Source organism: Autumnicola musiva (assembly GCF_031846585.1).
GTDB classification, from domain to species: Bacteria; Bacteroidota; Bacteroidia; order Flavobacteriales; family Flavobacteriaceae; genus Autumnicola; species Autumnicola musiva.
This window is the reverse complement of sequence record NZ_JAVRHK010000004.1, coordinates 21181-41219: the sequence shown is the minus strand read 5'-3', so window position 1 is coordinate 41219 and position 20039 is coordinate 21181. Positions and strand designations below refer to the sequence as shown.

Genomic DNA, 20039 nt, shown 5'->3' with positions numbered 1-20039 from the left:
ATTTTTGTTTATATCTTTCTACCCTGCTTCTTTAACGGATTCTTTGTTAGTTTCTTGTACTCCATACGGCATTTATTTATTTCAATAGCCTTAAAAACTGCCTCTTTAAAGGAGTTGATATTTGCTGAATTTGTTCCTGCAATTTCAAATGCAGTGCCATGGTCCGGCGAGGTACGAACCTTACTTAAACCGGCTGTAAAATTCACTCCGTTTCCAAAAGAAAGGGTTTTAAATGGAATAAGCCCCTGGTCATGATAAGAAGCCACCACCGCATCAAAATTTTTATAGTTTTTAGAGCCGAAGAAACTATCAGCTGAATACGGGCCATAAACAAGTTTTCCTTTTTCCCTTATTTTATTGAGGGTGGGCTTCAGAATTTCCTCATCTTCTTTTCCTATTACACCGTTATCCCCACTATGCGGATTGATCCCTAAAACAGCAATTTTAGGCTTCTCCACCCTAAAATCCTGCTTCAGTGTTTCGTGGATAATTTCTATTTTCTTTTCAATTAATTCCGGAGTAATTACGCTGGCAATATCTTTTAGCGCCACATGATCGGTAAGCAAACCAATTTTAAGGGTATCGGTAATCATAAACATGAGACTTTCGCCATCAAGCTCTTTGGCAAGATAATCTGTATGGCCGGGAAAATTAAAATTTTCGCTCTGTATACTGCTTTTATTGATAGGGGCTGTAACCAACACATCAATTTCATCCTTTTTTAAAGCAGCCGTAGCGGCTTCAAGAGACAGAAAAGCATATTTGCCCACGGTTGGATCTTCTTCACCAAAGTTAATGTTCACGTTTTCCTTCCATACATTAACCACGTTTATTTTTCCATCTATGGCTTTGGATGGCTCATCAATTCCCTGGAAGTTAAGCGACAGTTTGTACTGCTTTTTCAAAAAAGTAATAATTTTTGCTGAAGCGAAAATTACCGGAGTACAAAAATCCAACATGCGGGAATCGTCAAAGGTTTTAAGAACTATTTCGCTTCCAATGCCATTCAGGTCCCCAATGCTAATTCCTAATTTTATCTTTTGAGCGTGTTTCATAAAACTTCCCGATATTTTATTTCTATTTTTACAACACAAATGTACTAATATTATATCTTCCATGTTTACAGGGATTATAGAAGAAGTAGCCGAAGTTGCTGAAGTAACCGGGGAAAACAACAATCTCCACATAAGAGTAAAAGCCAGGATCACACCTGAACTTAAAATAGATCAAAGCGTGGCGCATAATGGTATTTGCCTTACCGTGGTTTCAATGGATGAAGAAAGCTATATTGTAACCGCCATCAAAGAAACATTAGACAAAACCAATCTTAAATTCCTTAAGAAAGGTAGCCTGGTTAATCTTGAGCGGGGAATGAAACTTGGTGATCGTTTAGATGGGCATATTGTACAGGGCCATGTAGATCAAACAGCCACCTGCGTTGCTGTGGAAGAAGCCGGGGGCAGCTGGAACTTCACTTTTGAATATGATCCTGAGTTACAGAATTTAACTATAGAAAAAGGATCAATTACCGTAAATGGCGTGAGTCTTACTGTAGTGAATTCGGAAAAAAACACATTTAGTGTTTCCATAATTCCTTTTACTTACCAGCATACTACTTTTAAGGGTTTAAAAAGAGGAGATACTGTAAACCTGGAATTTGATGTAATAGGAAAATACGTAAAACGAATTTCTGAATTCCGCTAATCTTCTCTCTTTTTCCTGAGGTGGTATACTCCCAAAGCAATCCCGGAAGCAATAAGACCTGAAATCCCGAAATCTATGGGAAGCCCCGGTGGTGGTGGGACACCACCCGGTGATGGAGGTTCCTGAACACTGGAGAAAGCATTAGAAGTTAAAAATAGCAATAGCATCACCATTGCTACGGTTTTTAATTTTTTAAATCGTTTCTCTCGCTCTGTCATAAATTAAAACCTGCGCTATATTAACGAATTAAATCATTCTTCGGTTCTAAAGAAATAAAAATACGTCAAAAAACATAAACCAAAAGAGCATAAACTTTTTGCGTTAGGAAAATTCCTTCAGGCAATTTATTGTAAACATACCTGCAAGTTTTTCCTTATAAATACTAAATTCCGCCGAAGCAATATAAATATCAGAGTTTAGATTTATCTTCAAGTACTACTCTGCGAAAAGTATGCTAAAAATATACCAAAACTGTATATTGAACTACTATCCTTACAAGATTTGATCCAAAAGCAACAATTGGTTATTCATAATCTAAATTTCCGGGAAAAAAGCAACCTTGGATACTGAACATCAATATAATGTCTTCTCTAAAAGAGTAGTAAAACTTTTGAAGAAATCTTTTCTATTGCTTTCCATTCTCATTATGAGCTTAAAAGCAAAAAGCTCTTTATCAGTACGGTAATTGAATTCGTCATCCTGAACTTGACAATGTTCTACTACAACTGCACTGGTAGTGTTATCTTTGGGATAGTTTCAATTTACTGCCAATTACGTTTCAGTGTACATGAATTTTCTTTGACCAGGCTTTTCAGTCTTTTGTAAAACTCTTCTTTATTTGCCTGCCTGCAAAAACTATTGACCCGGCTGGTTCGCCTGAGGGGTAATAATTTGATAATTCCCGCTTAAGTGCATCAGGCTGAACAGGTAAAGCAGCCCGTCAAAATAGGGATCGAAGTAGCCGTCTTCATAAGGTTCAAGTTTAGCCTCCCAAACCTCATCTACAAACTTCCATCCTTTAGGATGTGTGGCCATTAAAGAAGCAGCACCTGCGGTAGAAATAAGTCCTAGGGAATGTCTCAGCTTCTGATAACCTCCGGCAGGAAGTATCCATTCTGGAGTTGATCCATCTATATTATATTGATCTACATATGTTTCTATGCCTTCACAATACAAGAATTTTTGGAAGCGGTTGGCATATTCCTGTTGCCATTCAATATCCTTTGCATACCAACTGTAATCCATAGCTATGTTCATAGGTACTCGCCAGGAATCATACCTGAATGCATCACCCATACGACCACGGCTATGGGGCTCTCCATTAAATTCCGCATAATCCGGTGTAAGGCCGGTTTTGGGATGTGTAGTGCGGTGCAGAAAAACACGCGCCGTATCAGCTACGGCTCTGTAGAATTCCCCGTGCCCATCATTGGCATATTCAGCCCAGACTTCAAAAAAGGCCGGTACGTGGTAAGACGGATCTGTCCAATCATAACCGCCATCGTGGGGTACAAAATTTATCTGTTTATGTTCAATATTAATCACGTTCCTAACACCCTCAGTTCCATCTTTACTCCACATCTCGTCCAGGATTCTTCGGGCCTCACCGTAATAGTCTATCCCGGTATCATTGCCCCAGCGGTTGGAAGCGAAAAGCAGTGCAGTGACAAAATACAGTTCCCCATCTGAAGCCGAGCCTTCTGCATTATGCTTTCCGGTTTTTGGATCTACACTCCAGGCAAAATAGGCCTCTCCGGGCCCTTCCTGGTGCTGCATATATTTTTTTGTCCAACGCCACAGCCGGTCAAATACTTCCTTTTTATCAAATTGAACTGCCACCATAAGCCCATAAGAGAGTCCTTCAGTACGTGCATCTTTATTCTTTAAATCGGATACATAGGCCAGGGAATCCTCTACTTCAAAATAAACCCTGTCCGGTCCTTCAAAGACATCATAATATGCTTTTTGAATTTTAGCATCAATCTCAGCTTGTGAATAACCGGCTTCTAAAAAGAGATTCCGATATTCACCGGTTTCCCATGCTCCTTTTTTCCATGGCTCCATTTTACCACGGAGATCCTGTACCTCCTCTTCACATTCCTGGGCATTTATTCCGCCTGAAAATAAAACTATACTAATAAAGGCGAGTGCGGATAAATAAATTTTTTTCATCATTTTTTCATTTTAATTTCATTCTCTTCTGAAATGGAAAACCTGCCTGGTGATCAACCTATTCAAAGCGAATCCAATCAACCTCAAGCCTTCCTGAGGCATTATTTTTTAAGGTTAGATCCTTAATGCCTTTAGTAGTAGCATTTGCCTCTGTTCTGATTATTTCCCAGGAGTCAGTTTCTGAAAGTTCGAAATCGGCTATTACATTTCCGGTATTATCTGTAACTTCAAGAGATCCTTTCTCGCCTGTGTAGCGAATCCGTGCGGTCAATTTTTCCGGAGATTCCTGCAGGTTCACTTTGTTATAAGAAACCCAGCTCCCGCTTTTATCCAGTATCACCTTCCAGCCTTTAAAAGTATCTTCAGCATTTAAAAAGGCTGTCTCAACTGCCGAATCAGATTTCGCACTAAACCTATCAAACTGTATTTTATCTGTAGCCTGTGTCAAACCGATCCCTCTTAAAGAAGGCTCTACCTTTTTTAGTAATCCGTTCTCATTAAAAGAAAGACTGTCTGCTTTAATAGAACGATTTTTGTCAAAATCGGGTGATAGATCAGCATCATGATAAAACAAGTACCACTGATCTTTAAACTCCACGATAGAGTGATGATTGGTCCACACACCCGTGGGAGACTCATCCATAATCACTCCCTGATGTTTGAAAGGGCCAAGAGGATCATTTCCGGTAGCATATTCCAGTCTTTCGGTTTTATCGGCCACGTGGGGATAAGTTAGATAGTAGATACCCTCGCGTTCAAATACAAAAGGACCTTCAATATGTCCTTTTTGAGGAAGTGTGAAAACTTTTGGTTCTGATGCAAGTTCAAGCATATTATTTTTCAACTTCGCTCCGTAAATCTTATCCCTGGACCAATAGAGATAGGCCTGCCCATCATTATCGATAAAAACATTAGGATCTATACCAACCACCCCCTCTATAGGCTCTTCCTGAGGAATAAAAGGCCCCTGAGGTTTATCGGCAATTGCTACCCCTATGGAAAAACCACTCTCGCCGTCACTGGCTCCCTTTCGCCTGGTGGGAAAATAAAAATAGTACTTCCCGTCTTTTTCTATCGCATCGGGAGCCCACATGCTATACGCTGTTGAATCGGCCCAGGGAACATTCTTTTGGTCCAGAATCACCCCGTGATCTGTCCAGTTGGTTAAATTTTCAGATGAGAAAACATGATAGTCTGCCATGTTGAACCAACCGGCACGACCTTCTCCTTCAGTCGGTACAATATCATGCGAAGGATAAACGTATATTCTGTCACCAAAAACTCTTGCCGTAGGGTCGGCTGTAAATTGGTCTGTTATGAGAGGATTCTGCGCAAAAGCGGCACTTGTTCCTAAAAACATTCCAAAAAAGACATTCTTCAGAATTGTTGTAGTTTTTTTCTTTTTCATTCCTGTCAAGTAAATTTAGTTCCCGATAAGTTTAAATTATTAATGTCCCCGGAACTATCGAAATAATCAAAGCCTGCATACCCACCGGGAGTTTGGGTAGCATAGTTGTAAAATCCATAGCTGCTCCGGAAAAGGAAAAGACCTTCTAATTCCGGTATTTCAGCCCTAATCCGATCAGCTCTTTTACAACCGGTTTAGGCTCATTGTCCCTATCGAATAGCAAAGGATAATCTGTTCTTCCTCTTACAGGCCAGTTATTCTTCCATGAATTACCATCATTCACCCCCCACAGCGTTACGCGGGAAATACTGTTTTGATATTTAAGGAAAAGTTCAAAAAATTCACGATAGCGCTTATTGAATTGCTCTTGAACGGCCTCAGGCAATTCTTTTTCGAAAGGGTTCATTTCATCTTCATATTCAAAATTTTTCGAGATCTCAGCCCCGGCATCGCCCCACGGGGAGGGAAGAACACTCAAGTCAAGCTCGTTGATTGTTACCGTGCCCAATTCTCCAAAGGCTTCTAAACTTTTTTCAAACTCTTCTATCGTAGGATTATTCAAGCCTATATGGCCCTGCATCCCTATTCCATCTATAGGAACTCCTTCCTGCTTGAACTTCTTTACCATTTTGACTACCCCTTCTCTTTTTTTGGGGTTGGACATGGAATAGTCATTATAGAATAGAGTTGCTTCAGGGTCAGCGTGATGAGCAAACTGAAAAGCAAGCTTAATAAAGTCTTCCCCGATGATCTCATAAAACCTGCTCTCCCGGTAGCTTCCATCATCCAGAATGGCTTCATTCACTACATCCCAGCTGTGAACACGGCCTTTGTAGCGTCCCACCACTGTAGAGATATGATCTTTCATACGCCCGATAAGAATTTCCCTTGAAACCGGATTTCCCTTTTCGTCTTTAAAAAACCAGTCCGGAGCCTGGGAATGCCAGATCAAAGTGTGCCCGTGGATGTGCATATTATTGCGCTCCCCGAATTCCACAAATTCATCGGCTATTGAGAAGTTAAATTTTCCCTGTTGGGGCTGAATCCTTCCGCTTTTCATCACGTTTTCGGCAACAATAGAATTAAAATGCTGCTTTACCACTTCAATGGCTTCTATTTCGCCGCCCATGATCTGCCTCGTGTTCAATGCTGTACCAATAAAGAACCTGTTTTTAAAAGCTTCTTTTAAGGTTGTATCTTTTTCTTTAACAATACCCGAAACAACTTGTGAGGAATGGGATACACCGGCAAGAAGAGAACCTGCCAGAAAACAAAAAAGGAGAAAGATCGGATATTTTTTGCTTATCATAAGTTGGATTTATCTGCAGACGTACTTTAAAGAGTTGAATTAAAACTTGTTTTTGGTCTTTTCATAAATGTCGTCATCTCCGGTATACTTAAACCAGCGTACATAGGCTTCATTCTGACTTTTGGCATTACCGGAAGTGGTGTAAGGGCCAATATTCACACCAACGAATCCTCCGGATTCCTTGGTGCTCAAGAACTTCCCATCAATCTCACCGCCCAGGTTCTTCCACTTGCCGTTGGTTTTATATTGAAAAGTATACAGATCATCATCAAACTTCAGTCTTAATTGAATCTCGTCCGTATTTTTCTTTAAAGTCACAGTTTTTAGAAGTTCATCAGCTTTAAAAAGCTGAAGCACCGGAGAAGCATTTGCCGAAGAAACCGCAGTAAAATAAAAGTGGTTTTCGTTCTGAAAAGCCAGGAGACCTGCTTTTTCATTTTCATTCTTCGCATTGAACTTAAGAAATATAGAAGCTTCTCCTTTTAAATGTTGCTGGCGGTGAGCAAGAAAGCTTGGATTCCCGGTACCACTGACGGTTTCGGGACGGGTTTTTATAATTACACCCTGCTTATTTCTTTTAAGGTCATACCAGTCAGTCTCAGGATTCCTTAACATAAGCCAGTCCAATGGTAATTTTTCGCCGGTAAAATTTTCTGTGAAAGAAAAGTTTCCATTCAAAGGTGGCAGATCTTTGCTTATATCCACTCCCTCAGGTAATGGGTAGGCATATTTAATCTCTTCCCCGCCGAGATCAAAAACTGGCCAGTCATTTTCCCATTTTACGGGAGCCAGAAAAGTCTCCCGGCCGGTGTTGTAATAATCATCTTCATAAGGCCTTACTGCCAAAAAGATTCCGTACCATTCTCCATTTGGATGCTGTACGATATCCGCATGGCCGGCTGAAGTAATAGGGTCCTTCCGGTTTGGGTCAAGATGTCTCTGAGTAAGAATTGGATTTTCTTCATAGGGAATGAATGCAGCATTAATATCTCTAGTGCGGTAGACCATTTCAGAATGATTGACAGCCGTACCTCCTTCAGCAGTCATCAAATAATAATAGCCGTTTTTCTTGTAGATTCTGGGTCCTTCTGCCCACACAGGCTTTGTTGAAATATCAACTCCACCATTAACAAGAATACGGTTATCCCCGATGGTTTTTAAATTTTCTTTATCAAACTCGATCATCCGAATGGTACGGTGCCCGTCATAAAGAGGCTCATTATCAGGTGCCTCACTGTTGTAAACCAGATAAGATTTACCCTTATCGTCAAAAAATAACCCCGGGTCTATTCCATTAACCTCTGGTAACCAGACAGGATCAGACCAAGGTCCCGCAGGGTCTTTTGCAGTCATTACAAAATTTCCCTTACCGTCCACCATGGTACATGTCAGATAAAAAGTGCCGTTATCATAACTAATGTCAGGGGCAAAGATACCTCGGGACACCCCTAAGCCAGTCATTTTGACCTGGTCTGGACGATCAATCACATTTCCTATCTGCTTCCAGTTTATTAGGTCTGTGCTATGAAATACCGGAATTCCGGGATAAAAAGCAAAGGTGGAGTTCACCATATAATAATTCCCTTTACCATCATCTGTTATGGCAGGATCGGGATACCAGCCCGCGAGTACCGGGTTCAAAAAATGATCCTGTGCGTTTGCTATAGGAATAGCAATAAAGGCTAATACGATAAAGATTATTCTCTTCATTTTTTAATTCTATTATTTAAGATTTCCATTATTACAGTGAGATGATTTTTTAGTAGGCATTCTCAATTTAATAATATTAATAAGGTAGACAATCGATTGCGTTTATATAAAATATAACTCATTAACGACGTATCCTGTACTATTTTGCTAAGCTTTTGCCTGCCAATATTCTAAAATATCAATTTGATCTTTCTGGTATGCAGAAGTTATAATTTATCTAATAAAAATTACCGCGCAAGCATTAAAGTAGGATTAAATTTTGATCTTATCTTATCATCACTAATCTAATAATACCTTTACCAATCATCTGTCCTAAAAGGAGATGCAGGAAAACCATTTTTATTATAAAAATTTACCCCTTCAGGATTATCTGCCCAGCCATATCTTACCGCAACAGGATTTTTAACTTTGGGGCTGGAAATTATTACTTTATCTCCTTTAATTTCAGCATTTGCCCGAAAAAATTGATGATCCTTACCGGCGATAGCAAAATGTTTAAGTTTTTTGCCGTTTTTAATCATAAGCCCTTTACCTACATTGTCAAAGTTTATAATTATGGAATTTCCTTTTCGTGTAAAAGAATTGTATACCGGTCCGCCGGAGACAACTTCTTCCTTGTAGGCAACTTTTCTTGCCGTCTGGGCCAGCCGGTCTCCAACTGCTTTTTTATTTAAAGGATGAATATCATTCCATTCCCCAATATCTATAGCAACCGCCATTCCTGTTTGTGGCAATGATAGGGTCTTTAGCTGGGCATCTCTTAACCTTGCCCAATTACTATCTGCAGGCTCCTCTTTGGCTTCCATAAAATTTGCCAGTTGAACAAACAGAAATGGAAAAGTCTCCTGATCCCATTTTTTCCTCCAGTCACGGATAAGAGTAGAAAAAAGCTGCCGGTATTCATCCGAAGTATCGGTATTGGATTCTCCCTGGTACCATATTACACCTTTGATTGTATAATCAGTTAGCGGGTTAATCATGGAATTATACAAGCCCAAAGGTTTCCATCTTATAAAGGTCTGCCCTCTTAGAGGAGGCATTTCAGCACCCAATTTATATTTCCATTTACCTTCAAGATCTATTTCCTCATCTTCAAAAACAATTTTATAAGGCTTGTCCGGAACAAAACCGCCTCTTCCACGCTCATTAATAACACGTATGCTTATCGTATTCTTCCCCTTTTTTAAAACCCCTTCCGGAATTTTGTATCTTCTTGGCGGATATTGATAAGTTGTATTTCCAGCAAATATTCCATTAACAAATACAGAATCTGCATCTACAATCCTTCCCATTAATAATTCAGGAGCTTCATTGGACAGGTTTTCAGAAGAAATATCAAATTTTCTTCTGAACCAGACTACACCGTTTTTTGCTCCTAATTCCTCATCAGCCCAATATCCTGGAATTTCCATCTCCTGCCAACCGGAGGTGTTGATGTTTTCATCCTGCCAGTTTTTGGCTATTCCTATATCATCTTTCGAAGATTTTCTGTACCAGGAGTTAATCCTTTCCGAATCACTTTGTTCAATGCTATCACGAAATTCAGCACTTTTGTAGCGCATTGCCTCGTCATGATAATCAGGGAATTTTTTAAGCGATTCCTCGCTTATCCATGCTTCCGCAGGTGATCCTCCTAAACTGGAATTGATAATTCCAATTGGCACTTTATAGCGCTCATTAAGATTTTTAGCGAAAAAATACGCAACCGCTGAGAATTGACCGATATTCTGCGGCGTTACCGGCATCCATTCACCCCCTTTTAAATCTTCCTTAGCCTCTTCAAAATTATAAGTTTTTGGCACCTCAAAGAATCGGATTGCAGCATTGGAGGCACTTTCTATTTCTTTGGAATACATAGGCTCTACCCGGGACATGGGCAGCTCCATATTAGATTGTCCCGAAGCAAGCCACACATCTCCAACGTATAGGTCTTTCAGATTTATCTGGTTTTTCCCCTTAATAGTCATTCTATAGGGTCCTCCCGCCGGTAAATCTGAAATATCAACAAACCATTTCCCGTTCCTGTCAGCTTTTACCTGATAGGTTTTTTCCAGAAATGATACTGAAACAGATTCACCTTTAGAAGACCACCCCCAAATTCTAATTTCGGCATTTCGCTGAAGCACCATTCCATCGTTAATAAGTTGCGGTAAACTAACCTGAGCCTGAACCAGCAAGGGAAGCCCAAGCATCAGGCGTAAGAGCAATCTTTTCATAATCACTACGGATTTTTATTCTGCTTCAACCATAGCATTAACAGTTTCAATGCTGCCATCTTCATTAATTTGAAGTTCCTTCATTTTTACACTTCTTAAATAAGTTTTCCCACCAGACAAAGAGCTGTCATGATAAAATAAGTACCATTTCCCGTTATATTCCACAATGGAATGATGATTGGTCCAACCTAAAACAGGCTCCAGCACAACACCCTGATAGGTAAACGGGCCATAGGGACTATCACCGGTGGCATAAACAATTTTATGAGTATCTCCTGTAGAATAGGAGAAATAATATTTGCCATTCATTTTATGAACCCATGCGGCTTCAAAAAACCTCCGTTCATTATCCCCGGTTTTCAGTTCATTACCTTCCTGATCAAGAATTTTTACATCTTTTGGTGCTTCAGCAAAACTCATCATGTCGTTACTTAATTTAGCTATTTTAGGCTGAAGGGCCGCGGCACTGTCTGCCGGATATGTATCTTCTTCTACATATTCACCAGACTTCCAGCGCTGTAATTGCCCACCCCAGATTCCGCCGAAGTACATATAGTATTCTCCATCAGAATCAGCAAAAACGGCAGGATCTATACTGAAACTGTTTTCTATAGGCTCTGGTTGCGGAGTAAATGGTCCCGCAGGATTATCTGCTGTGGCTACGCCAATCTGAAAAACATCATTTTCATTTTTGGCTGGAAAATATAGGTAGTATGTACCATCTTTTTCTGCGGCATCGGGTGCCCACATTTGCCTTTTTGCCCATTCTACATCTTCAACATCGACAACCACTCCGTGATCTTTAACTTTTGAGCCAATGCTGTCCATGGAGTAAACATGGTAATCTTTCATATTGAAGTGGCTTCCCATATCATCTTCCGGGATCCCGGAGTCCCAATCGTGGGAAGGATAAATATAAATTTTATCATTAAAAACATGGGCAGATGGATCGGCAGTATAATTATCGGTTACCAGTGGCTGAGAAGATTGTTGTTCCCCCGGGTTAATAGAGTCCATTGCAGCACCCTCTTCTTCACTGTTGTTTTGTTTTTTCTCGCCGCAACTAATTAATGAGCATATAGAGAAAACCAGGAAGGGGTAAAAAGAATATTTCTTCATAATTAAGAATTTTAAATAAGGATTTTATGAAATATATGTCTGGCTAATTTATAAAATCTTTAATCAATCGTATTCGTTGTTTTAGAACTTATTTTAAATGACAATATTTCAATTAGTTACAAACAATAAATAAACACCACTTATGTTAAATTTTGAAAATTTCATGAATTTTTAACGCAACCGATTGCGTCATAAAGATATTTACGTATATTTATCGTTACAAAAATATAAAAGGGTTTTTATTACACTTCTTTTATTTTTTATTACCAAGAAATATAAATATGACATTATGATCAAAAAATTCTTAATTTATGGTAGTCAGTTAAGGAAAAAAACGTTATTCCTTTTCTTTCTCATTTTTAGCTTTGCCGCAAGTGCCCAGACGACAACAGTGACAGGAACTGTTACTGATGAAAACGGACCTGTTCCTGGAGTAACGGTATTGGTAAAAGGAACCAGCAATGGTACAACCACAGATTTTGATGGAAACTATAGCATTTCCAACGTACCTGTGGACGCGACGCTCCAATATAGCTTTATTGGCTTTACCACAACTGAACTTCCTGTGGATGGAAGATCTTCTATTGATGTTACATTACAGGAAGATACCGAAGCCCTGGACGAAATCGTTGTTGTGGGGTATGGTACCCAGCGGAGAGAAGCTGTAACAGGATCTGTAGCTTCGATAGACGGAGATGAATTAAGAGAGATACCTTCAGCAAACATTTCGGAGGCATTAGGAGGACGTTTGCCTGGAGTTCAGCTCTCACAAACTTCTTCCCAACCTGGCTCAACACAACAAATCCGTATACGTGGTACACGCTCTTTAACCGCAGACAATAATCCTCTTATTGTACTGAATGGTGTTCCATTTGCCGGTTCTCTTAATGATATAAATCCAAATGACATCCAAAGCATGGATATCCTAAAGGATGCTTCTGCAACCGCTATTTACGGTTCCCGTGGTGCCAACGGGGTGGTTATAATTACTACAAATACCGGCCGACAGGGACAGGAAGCAAGGTTTAGCTATGATGCTTTTCATGGCCTTAAAACTGTGTTTGGAGAATATCCCATGATGAGCGGACCAGAACTCACTGAACTACGTGAAGCTGCAGGTCAGTTTACCAACGGACCAGACGAAGCCGATGATATAAATACGAACTGGCAGGACCTGCTGTATGAAAATAGCATAATTACCAATCACAGTTTGGGTGTTTCCGGAGGTACAGAAGGTGGTAGTTATAGTGCCACCCTTGGATATACTAAGGATGAAGCTGTTCTTCCCGAACAATATTTTAAACGTATTTCCTTTAATGCCACACTTGATCAGGAGATTGGAGAATATCTACGGCTAGGTTTCTCTTCGAACAGTAATTATTCAATAAGAAATGGAATGAACCTGGGGATTTATGGTGTTTTATCCAGTTCTCCACTCGCAAGTCCTTATAATGAAGACGGTTCTTTAAGAAGGATAATTCGTATGCCATCCGATGATCAATGGGTATATACCAGAGAAAGTATAGAGAATTTAGGAGATGCCTGGGCAGACCGTAGCACAGAGTTTGGTACTTATAATAACTTTTTCGGAGAAATACAGGCTCCTTGGGTAGAAGGATTGAGCTATCGCATAAATTTTGGTCTTAATTACCGAAATACTAATGGCGGAAGCTATACAGGAGAAGGGGTTTTTAGCGCTGCTGCAGATACCCCCTCAACAGCTTCAATTAATAATGCTACCACTACCCGTTATCTGGTAGAAAACATTCTTACCTACGACCGTACTTTTAATGATCTGCATAGACTTAATGTGGTGGGACTTTATTCCATGGAAGAAACACAATTTAATAGTTCAAGTGTTGGGGCAAGAGGTATTCCCTCAGACCAGTTTCAATATTTTAATTTAGGGCAGGCCACCGGCGAAATAACTATTGACCCAGCTAATCAAGGCTATTACCGGAGTGGTTTAATGTCTTATATGGGAAGAGTAATGTATGAATACGACAACCGATACTTATTTACAGCTACCTTCCGTTCTGATGCCTCTTCAAGGCTGGCAGAAGGGCATAAATGGCATTCTTATCCTGCGATATCTGCCGGATGGAACATTGGAAATGAAACCTTTATGGATGATACCGAATGGGTAAATTCATTAAAAATACGTGCAGGTTATGGTGAAACTTCTAACCAGGCAGTCGATCCATATTCTACTCTAGGAAATCTTGCAACACGTCCTTACAATTTTGGTCCGGACGATTATGGTGTAGGATATTATGTAAGCCAATTGTCTAACCCCGAACTGGGATGGGAGTATTCCACCACCTACAACTTTGGAGTCGATTTTTCTTTATTGAATTACCGGTTAACAGGTACAGCAGAATATTACATCACTAATACCAATGACATTTTGCTTAATGTAGGTCTTCCGGGTACCGCAGGGGTAGGAAGTTATACAGCTAATATTGGAGAAACACAGAACAAAGGTTTTGAATTTTCTCTTAATGGACTTATTATTGATAATCCAGAAGGCTTCAGCTGGGAAGCAGGCGTCAATTTCTATTCTAACCAGAACGAATTGGTTGCATTGGCTTCCGGCCAGCAGCGCGATGAAGGTAATAACTGGTTTGTAGGTAATCCAATAAATGTAATCTACGATTACGAACGTATAGGAATTTGGCAGGAGGATGATCCATATTTGGATATTCTAGAGCCCGGAGGAGAAGTGGGAATGATTAAAGTACGATACACCGGAGAGTATGACGAAAACGGTGTTCCTGTAAGGGAAATTGGTCCCGAAGACCGCCAGATTATAGATGTAAATCCTGATTTCCAGGGTGGTTTTAATACTCGTTTTTCTTATAGGAATTTTGATCTTACTGCTGTAGGAGCATTTCAGAGTGGAGGAACTCTAATAAGTACCCTTTATGGATCTTCGGGTTATCTCAATATGTTAAGTGGTCGCCGTGGAAATGTGGACGTCAATTATTGGACTCCTGAAAACACTGATGCTCGTTATCCGCGTCCCGGAGGTCCAGTGAGTAGCGATAACCCGGTATATGGATCCACTCTTGGTTATTTTGATGCCTCCTACTTAAAGGTTCGTACCATTACCCTTGGTTATAACTTTGATCAGGATTGGCTGGAGTCTATGAATATTAACAGGCTGAGATTATATGGTACAGTTCAAAATGCATTTGTTTTGTTCTCACCTTATCATAATGAATCTGGAATGGATCCTGTAACCAACTCGTACGGAGATGAAAATTCGGCAGTAGAAGGCTATCCCAGCAGGTTGCTTACCATCGGGACAAATACTCCTTCTACAAGGAATTATCTAATCGGTCTCAATTTAACATTTTAAAAATAAGTCAACTATGAAAAATATAAATCTAAAAACTTCAATAGTATCGAGCCTGATGCTGGCATTACTGCTGGTGTCCTGTTCTGATGAAATTTTGGAGGAAACACCTAGGGCCACTTACGAACCCTCCTTTTTTCGAACTGAAGCCGGTGTTCGTGGCGGCTTAACATCAATGTATGCTCATCTGCGGTATATTTATGGACAAGCCTATTACTATAATACAACCGAAACAGGTACCGATGAAGTCACTTATGCGCAAAGTGCAGACCAGAATTTCCTGGTGATGGATGTTTCCGGACAGGGAAATATCACTCCGCAGGACAGTCGTGCTGATGTGATATGGGCAACCTCCTTTTCAAACATTAATACTGCTAGCGGAATCATTGAAAGCTCAGCTGAAGTGGATGTTTCAGAATCCCTTATAGCCGAAGCAAGATTCTTTCGTGCGTTTGATTATTTTTTGCTGGTGCAAACCTTTGGAGGTGTTCCTTTAGACCTTGGTGCAGGGGAACTCGCATTCAATCCCAATCCTACAAGAACTTCCACCCGAAATACCGTGCCTGAAGTGTATACCAGAGCAATTTTTCCTGATTTAGTTAGTGCAATTGACAATCTACCGGAAAATCCAAGAATGATTGGTGGGGCAACTAAAACACTCGCCCGGCTTTATCTGGCAAAAGCTTATCTTACTTACGGATGGTGGCTGCAAAATCCAAATAATATTCCTACCTATCCGGAGGCTTCAAGAACAGATCCTGATGGACACGATGCCCAGTGGTATTTTCAGCAAGCTTATGATGTTGCTACTACAGCTATAAATAATCCGGGCCCATTCGGTCTTCAGCCTACATATTATGACGTCAACAATGCCGAAAACGATCGGAATAGCGAAATTTTATTATATGCAGACCATACTGAAACAAGTGAATTTTACAACGCCGCAAGCCTAACTTATAGTAATGGTGGCGCACCCGACAATTTTGCTGGCTGGATGATGACCTGGAACTATACAGTTTTAAGAAGTGCTACAGATCCCAACTGGGATAATCCTGTGAGTTCAGTACAACGATCGGATGCACAGCCTTTGGGCCGTCCCTGGACACGTATGGCTCCTACTATTGGTGCTATTACCGAAACTTTTGAGAATAAAGATCAGGATTCGCGTTACGATGGCACCTTCACTACAGTCTATAGAGGTAACTGGCAAAAAGGAGGGGTTGAACAAACTACATTGTACAATGCCAATGGATTACCTGTAGCGCCAGGAGATGCTATCCTTACTTTTCTGGACGAACAACCTGATGGTGCCATTGATTATCCGGAGGGACAGGGAAGAAGTAATATTGGCGCAGGTGTTTTACCGGGAAGATCAGATTTTGTAATAGGCCCACAGGATATCAGCAGAGTGGTATATCCCGGACTTTGGAAGTTAGGTCCTTACCGCACCAACACCGGAGATGGACTTGGGCAACCAAATGCCGCAAGTACACGACCTTTTAATATTGCAAAATTCTCAGAGCTTTATTTTGTTGCCGCTGAAGCTGCCGTAAAAGGTGCAAACGCTACTGGTATGTCAGCCCGAGAATTAATTAATGTAATTCGTGCCAGAGCCGGAGTATGGCGTTGGGATAATAATTCTGATGAGCCAAGAATCGCAGATTTTAGCGATGAACTTGTATCTGAAACTCCCGCCGAAATTGACATTAATTATATTCTTGCAGAACGATCCAGAGAATATTTTGGTGAAGGTTACAGATGGTATGATCTTATACGCACCCAAAAATGGGAAGAATTGGCATCCACTTACCGGATTGCCGGAAGCAACTATGGAGATCACACAGCACAAACTATTACACGTAATATTGAGCCGTACCTATATCTGCGGCCTATACCGCAAAGTCAGATCCAATCAATGGAGGGCGATACCGGTGGGTATCAAAACCCCGGATATTAGGAAGGGGAAGGTATTTGTGACATTATGATCTTAAAGATTGGTTGCTTTATCAACAGGCAACCAATCTTCATTTTGTCTATAACTAAACTAAAAATCTATCTGTAGCAGGTACTATTTTATCCTGCAAAATAATTAGGACCTATACTACAATTTTTAATTTTTTTTTAAGAGGATGAGTTATAAACCAATTACTTATACAGTAAATAGGCTTAATCGAACTTCTATCTTTGTTCGCATGTGGCTTGTCTTGTCAGGTTTATTTCTGTCTTCACTGCTTGCAATGGGATTTTCTAATCCCGAAGATTTTCACCGGCCTTCTGCGACTAATCTAGAAAAATGGGTAGGCACATGGAGTACCGCTCCGCAGTTGGTGGAGCCCCGCAACATGCCTCCCGAGCCAGGTTTGAGTAACAATACCTTACGACAAATCGTTCGGGTTTCTATAGGTGGCGATAGTCTTAGAATTCGTTTTTCAAACGAATTCAGCTCCACCCCTACAACTATGCAGGAAGTACAAATCGCTGCTTCCAAAGGAGGTGATTCTATAGACCTATCAACCATAAAAAATTTAAAATTTAGCGGGAAAAATCAGGTTATCATCCAACCCGGGGAAGCAATAACCTCAGATCCTGTGGCCTTTGATTTAGAGGAAAGGGAAGATTTGGCAATAACCATTCATTTTGGTGAAGTACCTGAAGATCTTACCGGCCACCCCGGGTCACGTACCACTTCATATATTGTTCAAGGTGATAAAACATCTGCCAGTAATTTTTCTGAAGCTACAAAAACAGATCACTGGTACAGCATAAACGGAATAGATGTAAAAGCGCCAAATTCTGCAGCTGCCGTGGCTATTATTGGCAATTCCATAACCGATGGCCGCGGCTCTGGCACCAACAAACAAAACCGCTGGCCGGATATATTGTCTGAGCGTCTTTTAGAAAATGAGGCTACAAAAAATATTGGGGTTTTAAACCAGGGAATTGGTGGTAATGCGGTACTTAAAGGAGGATTGGGACCAACGGCTCTTGACCGTTTTGACCGTGATATCCTTAACCAAAAAGGAGTACGCTGGGCAATAGTTATGGAAGGCGTAAATGATCTTGGCGCAACCAAAGACAGTGCTGCAGCCTTTCAGGTAGCGAAAAACTTAATTGCTGCTTACAATACAATGATAGAGAAGGCACACGCCCGGAACATAAAAATATACGGAGGTACAATTACTCCAATAAAGGAGTCTTTTTACTACAAAGATTTTCGTGAAGCTGCCAGGGATTCAGTTAATGAATGGATTAGGACCAGTGGGAAATTTGATGCGGTTATTGATTTTGATAAAGCCATAAGAAATCCTGAAGACACATTAATAATGTTACCAGAAGCTCAATCGGGCGATTATCTCCACCCTAATGAACTGGGATATGAGATGATGGCTAAAGCCATAAACCTTTCCCTTTTTGAATAATATATCCTGGAAAAGATTCGCCAATAATAAGGCAAATTTTGGATTAGTTAGTAGTTAGTTTGTTAATCAGGCCGTCTTCATACATGGAGGCGGTTTTTTCATCTTCAATAAATAAATTCATTCGGTAAATTTTAATCTATTCTTCATCTGTTATTTGCTTTATTACTCCCATACTTCATTAAAAAAGGGCTCCTTTTCAGAAGCCCTTTAACATTCCACTAACTATTTATTTTGCCCACCGAAAAAATCGTATATCCCGGAGGAATTAAACCCTTAATGAGGGATTAAATTCCAAAGCACTACCAGTTTAAAAAGCATTCGCAATTATCTGCTCATAAAGTTCCTGCTTCCCACTTATCTGCTTAGGTTCACCTTTTTCTCTCGCTATTTTGCTAAGATCTTCCAGAGAAAGCTCTCCCTTTTCAAACCGGGCTCCATCAGCACTGTCAAAAGATGAATATCTATCCTTTCTTAATTTCTTGTATTGTGAATTCTGCAGGATTTCGCTGGCACATATTAGACCCCTGGCAAATACATCCATTCCGGCAACATGTGCAATGAATTTATCTTCCAGATCGGTTGAATTCCTTCGTACTTTCGCATCAAAATTAATACCTCCGCCCTGGATTCCGCCGCCTTCAAGAATAACCAGCATTGCCTGGGTAATTTCATAAATATCTATCGGGAACTGATCTGTATCCCATCCATTTTGATAATCCCCTCTGTTGGCATCGATGCTTCCAAGCATTCCGGCATCTACGGCTACCTGTAATTCATGCTCAAAAGTATGGCCTGCCAATGTCCCGTGGTTCACTTCCAGATTTAGTTTAAAATCATCCTGAAGTCCGTATTTATTGATAAATGCCAATGAAGTTGCCGCATCATAATCGTACTGGTGTTTGGTTGGCTCCATAGGTTTCGGCTCGATAAAGAAAGTTCCTTTAAAGCCTTGTTTTCGCGCATAATCTTTACAGGTATGCAGGAATTTTGCTAAATGGTCCTGTTCCCTTTTCATATCCGTATTCAGCAGGCTCATATAACCTTCGCGACCACCCCAGAAAACATAATTTTCTCCATTAAGGGCGATAGTTGCATCAAGGGCTATTTTTGCCTGTCCTCCCGCGTATGCCAACACATCAAAATTTGGATTGGTTGCTGCACCATTCATATAACGCGGATTGCTGAATAGATTCGAAGTTCCCCAAAGCAATTTAATTCCTGACTCCTGCTGTTTTTGCTTAGCATATTCTACCATAGTTTGCAGGCGCTTTTCAAATTCAGCCAAAGTTGGAGCTTCATCTACAACGTCTACATCATGAAAACAATAATATGGCATTCCCAGCTTTGTCATAAATTCAAAAGCGGCATCCATTTTATCTTTTGCACGGGTAATAGGATCATCACTTTTGTCCCAGGCAAATGTTTCTGTACCCGGCCCAAATGGATCGGCCCCTGTATTGTTAAAAGTATGCCAGTAAGCAGTGGCAAAGCGCAGATGCTCTTTCAGGCTTTTTCCCGCTACCCTTCTATTCTCATCATACCACTTAAAGGCTAAAGGATTATCGCTCTCTCTTCCTTCAAACCTGATCTCATTAATGTCTTTAAAAAATTTACTTTCCATAAT

At 40.4% G+C, this 20039-nt stretch carries 13 protein-coding genes; 4 read left to right on the top strand and 9 right to left on the bottom strand.

Translation table 11 applies throughout. From position 1 onward, the window contains the following. Positions 1-8: 8 nt before the first annotated feature. Positions 9-1055: a 4-hydroxythreonine-4-phosphate dehydrogenase PdxA gene (gene pdxA, locus RM539_RS07150; RefSeq protein ID WP_311502703.1), complete on the bottom strand. Its 1047-nt coding sequence runs from the start codon at positions 1053-1055 to the stop codon at positions 9-11. A gap of 61 nt (positions 1056-1116) precedes the next feature. Here pdxA and RM539_RS07145 point away from each other — a divergent pair, with 61 nt between their 5' ends. Further along, entirely contained in the window at positions 1117-1704 is a 588-nt protein-coding gene (locus RM539_RS07145; RefSeq protein WP_311502702.1) for a riboflavin synthase, read from the top strand. Here RM539_RS07145 and RM539_RS07140 read toward each other — a convergent pair. The 7 genes from RM539_RS07140 to RM539_RS07110 all read right to left on the bottom strand — a co-directional run bounded on the left by RM539_RS07140 (position 1701) and on the right by RM539_RS07110 (position 11536). Further along, positions 1701-1922 carry a PID-CTERM protein-sorting domain-containing protein gene (locus tag RM539_RS07140; RefSeq protein WP_311502700.1) on the bottom strand — a complete coding sequence of 74 codons (222 nt, stop codon included), beginning with the start codon at positions 1920-1922 and terminating at the stop codon, positions 1701-1703. The genes RM539_RS07145 and RM539_RS07140 overlap by 4 nt on opposite strands. A 637-nt stretch (positions 1923-2559) precedes the next feature. Continuing rightward, positions 2560-3879, bottom strand: a complete 1320-nt coding sequence (locus RM539_RS07135; protein WP_311502699.1) for a family 8 glycosyl hydrolase — start codon at positions 3877-3879, stop codon at positions 2560-2562. A gap of 55 nt (positions 3880-3934) precedes the next feature. Then, positions 3935-5284, bottom strand: a complete 1350-nt coding sequence (locus RM539_RS07130) for a family 43 glycosylhydrolase (RefSeq protein WP_311502698.1) — start codon at positions 5282-5284, stop codon at positions 3935-3937. Positions 5285-5429: 145 nt separating this feature from the next. Further along, the gene (locus RM539_RS07125) at positions 5430-6593 is read right to left on the bottom strand and encodes an endo-1,4-beta-xylanase (RefSeq protein ID WP_311502697.1); all 1164 of its coding nucleotides are present in this window, start codon (positions 6591-6593) and stop codon (positions 5430-5432) included. Between the two features lie 39 nt (positions 6594-6632). Then, entirely contained in the window at positions 6633-8303 is a 1671-nt protein-coding gene (locus RM539_RS07120; RefSeq protein ID WP_311502696.1) for a glycoside hydrolase family 43 protein, read from the bottom strand. A gap of 296 nt (positions 8304-8599) precedes the next feature. Then, on the bottom strand, positions 8600-10519 hold the full coding sequence (locus RM539_RS07115; RefSeq protein ID WP_311502695.1) for a sialate O-acetylesterase: 1920 nt from the start codon (positions 10517-10519) through the stop codon (positions 8600-8602). 15 nt (positions 10520-10534) lie between these two features. Then, entirely contained in the window at positions 10535-11536 is a 1002-nt protein-coding gene (locus tag RM539_RS07110) for a glycoside hydrolase family 43 protein (RefSeq protein WP_311502924.1), read from the bottom strand. Between the two features lie 391 nt (positions 11537-11927). Between RM539_RS07110 and RM539_RS07105 the strand changes: the two genes are divergently transcribed. The 3 genes from RM539_RS07105 to RM539_RS07095 all read left to right on the top strand — a co-directional run bounded on the left by RM539_RS07105 (position 11928) and on the right by RM539_RS07095 (position 18415). Continuing rightward, on the top strand, positions 11928-14999 hold the full coding sequence (locus RM539_RS07105) for a SusC/RagA family TonB-linked outer membrane protein (protein ID WP_311502694.1): 3072 nt from the start codon (positions 11928-11930) through the stop codon (positions 14997-14999). 13 nt (positions 15000-15012) lie between these two features. After that, a complete protein-coding gene (locus tag RM539_RS07100) occupies positions 15013-16953 on the top strand; it encodes a RagB/SusD family nutrient uptake outer membrane protein (protein ID WP_311502693.1) in 1941 nt (646 codons plus the stop codon). 172 nt (positions 16954-17125) lie between these two features. Further along, positions 17126-18415 (top strand): SGNH/GDSL hydrolase family protein, encoded by a 1290-nt coding sequence (locus RM539_RS07095; RefSeq protein WP_311502692.1) that lies wholly within the window; start codon positions 17126-17128, stop codon positions 18413-18415. 307 nt (positions 18416-18722) lie between these two features. On the opposite strand, the gene xylA is transcribed toward RM539_RS07095, so the two are convergent. Further along, positions 18723-20036 carry a xylose isomerase gene (gene xylA, locus RM539_RS07090; RefSeq protein WP_311502691.1) on the bottom strand — a complete coding sequence of 438 codons (1314 nt, stop codon included), beginning with the start codon at positions 20034-20036 and terminating at the stop codon, positions 18723-18725. Positions 20037-20039: the final 3 nt, after the last annotated feature.

Coding starts and splice junctions, on each gene's coding strand:
- RM539_RS07115 (WP_311502695.1), bottom strand. CDS start 10,519: ATGAAAAGATTGCTCTTACGCCTGATGCTTGGGCTTCCCTTGCTGGTT.
- RM539_RS07120 (WP_311502696.1), bottom strand. CDS start 8,303: ATGAAGAGAATAATCTTTATCGTATTAGCCTTTATTGCTATTCCTATA.
- RM539_RS07125 (WP_311502697.1), bottom strand. CDS start 6,593: ATGATAAGCAAAAAATATCCGATCTTTCTCCTTTTTTGTTTTCTGGCA.
- xylA (WP_311502691.1), bottom strand. CDS start 20,036: ATGGAAAGTAAATTTTTTAAAGACATTAATGAGATCAGGTTTGAAGGA.
- RM539_RS07145 (WP_311502702.1), top strand. CDS start 1,117: ATGTTTACAGGGATTATAGAAGAAGTAGCCGAAGTTGCTGAAGTAACC.
- RM539_RS07100 (WP_311502693.1), top strand. CDS start 15,013: ATGAAAAATATAAATCTAAAAACTTCAATAGTATCGAGCCTGATGCTG.
- RM539_RS07130 (WP_311502698.1), bottom strand. CDS start 5,284: ATGAAAAAGAAAAAAACTACAACAATTCTGAAGAATGTCTTTTTTGGA.
- RM539_RS07105 (WP_311502694.1), top strand. CDS start 11,928: ATGATCAAAAAATTCTTAATTTATGGTAGTCAGTTAAGGAAAAAAACG.
- RM539_RS07095 (WP_311502692.1), top strand. CDS start 17,126: ATGAGTTATAAACCAATTACTTATACAGTAAATAGGCTTAATCGAACT.
- RM539_RS07110 (WP_311502924.1), bottom strand. CDS start 11,536: ATGGACTCTATTAACCCGGGGGAACAACAATCTTCTCAGCCACTGGTA.
- RM539_RS07140 (WP_311502700.1), bottom strand. CDS start 1,922: ATGACAGAGCGAGAGAAACGATTTAAAAAATTAAAAACCGTAGCAATG.
- RM539_RS07135 (WP_311502699.1), bottom strand. CDS start 3,879: ATGATGAAAAAAATTTATTTATCCGCACTCGCCTTTATTAGTATAGTT.
- pdxA (WP_311502703.1), bottom strand. CDS start 1,055: ATGAAACACGCTCAAAAGATAAAATTAGGAATTAGCATTGGGGACCTG.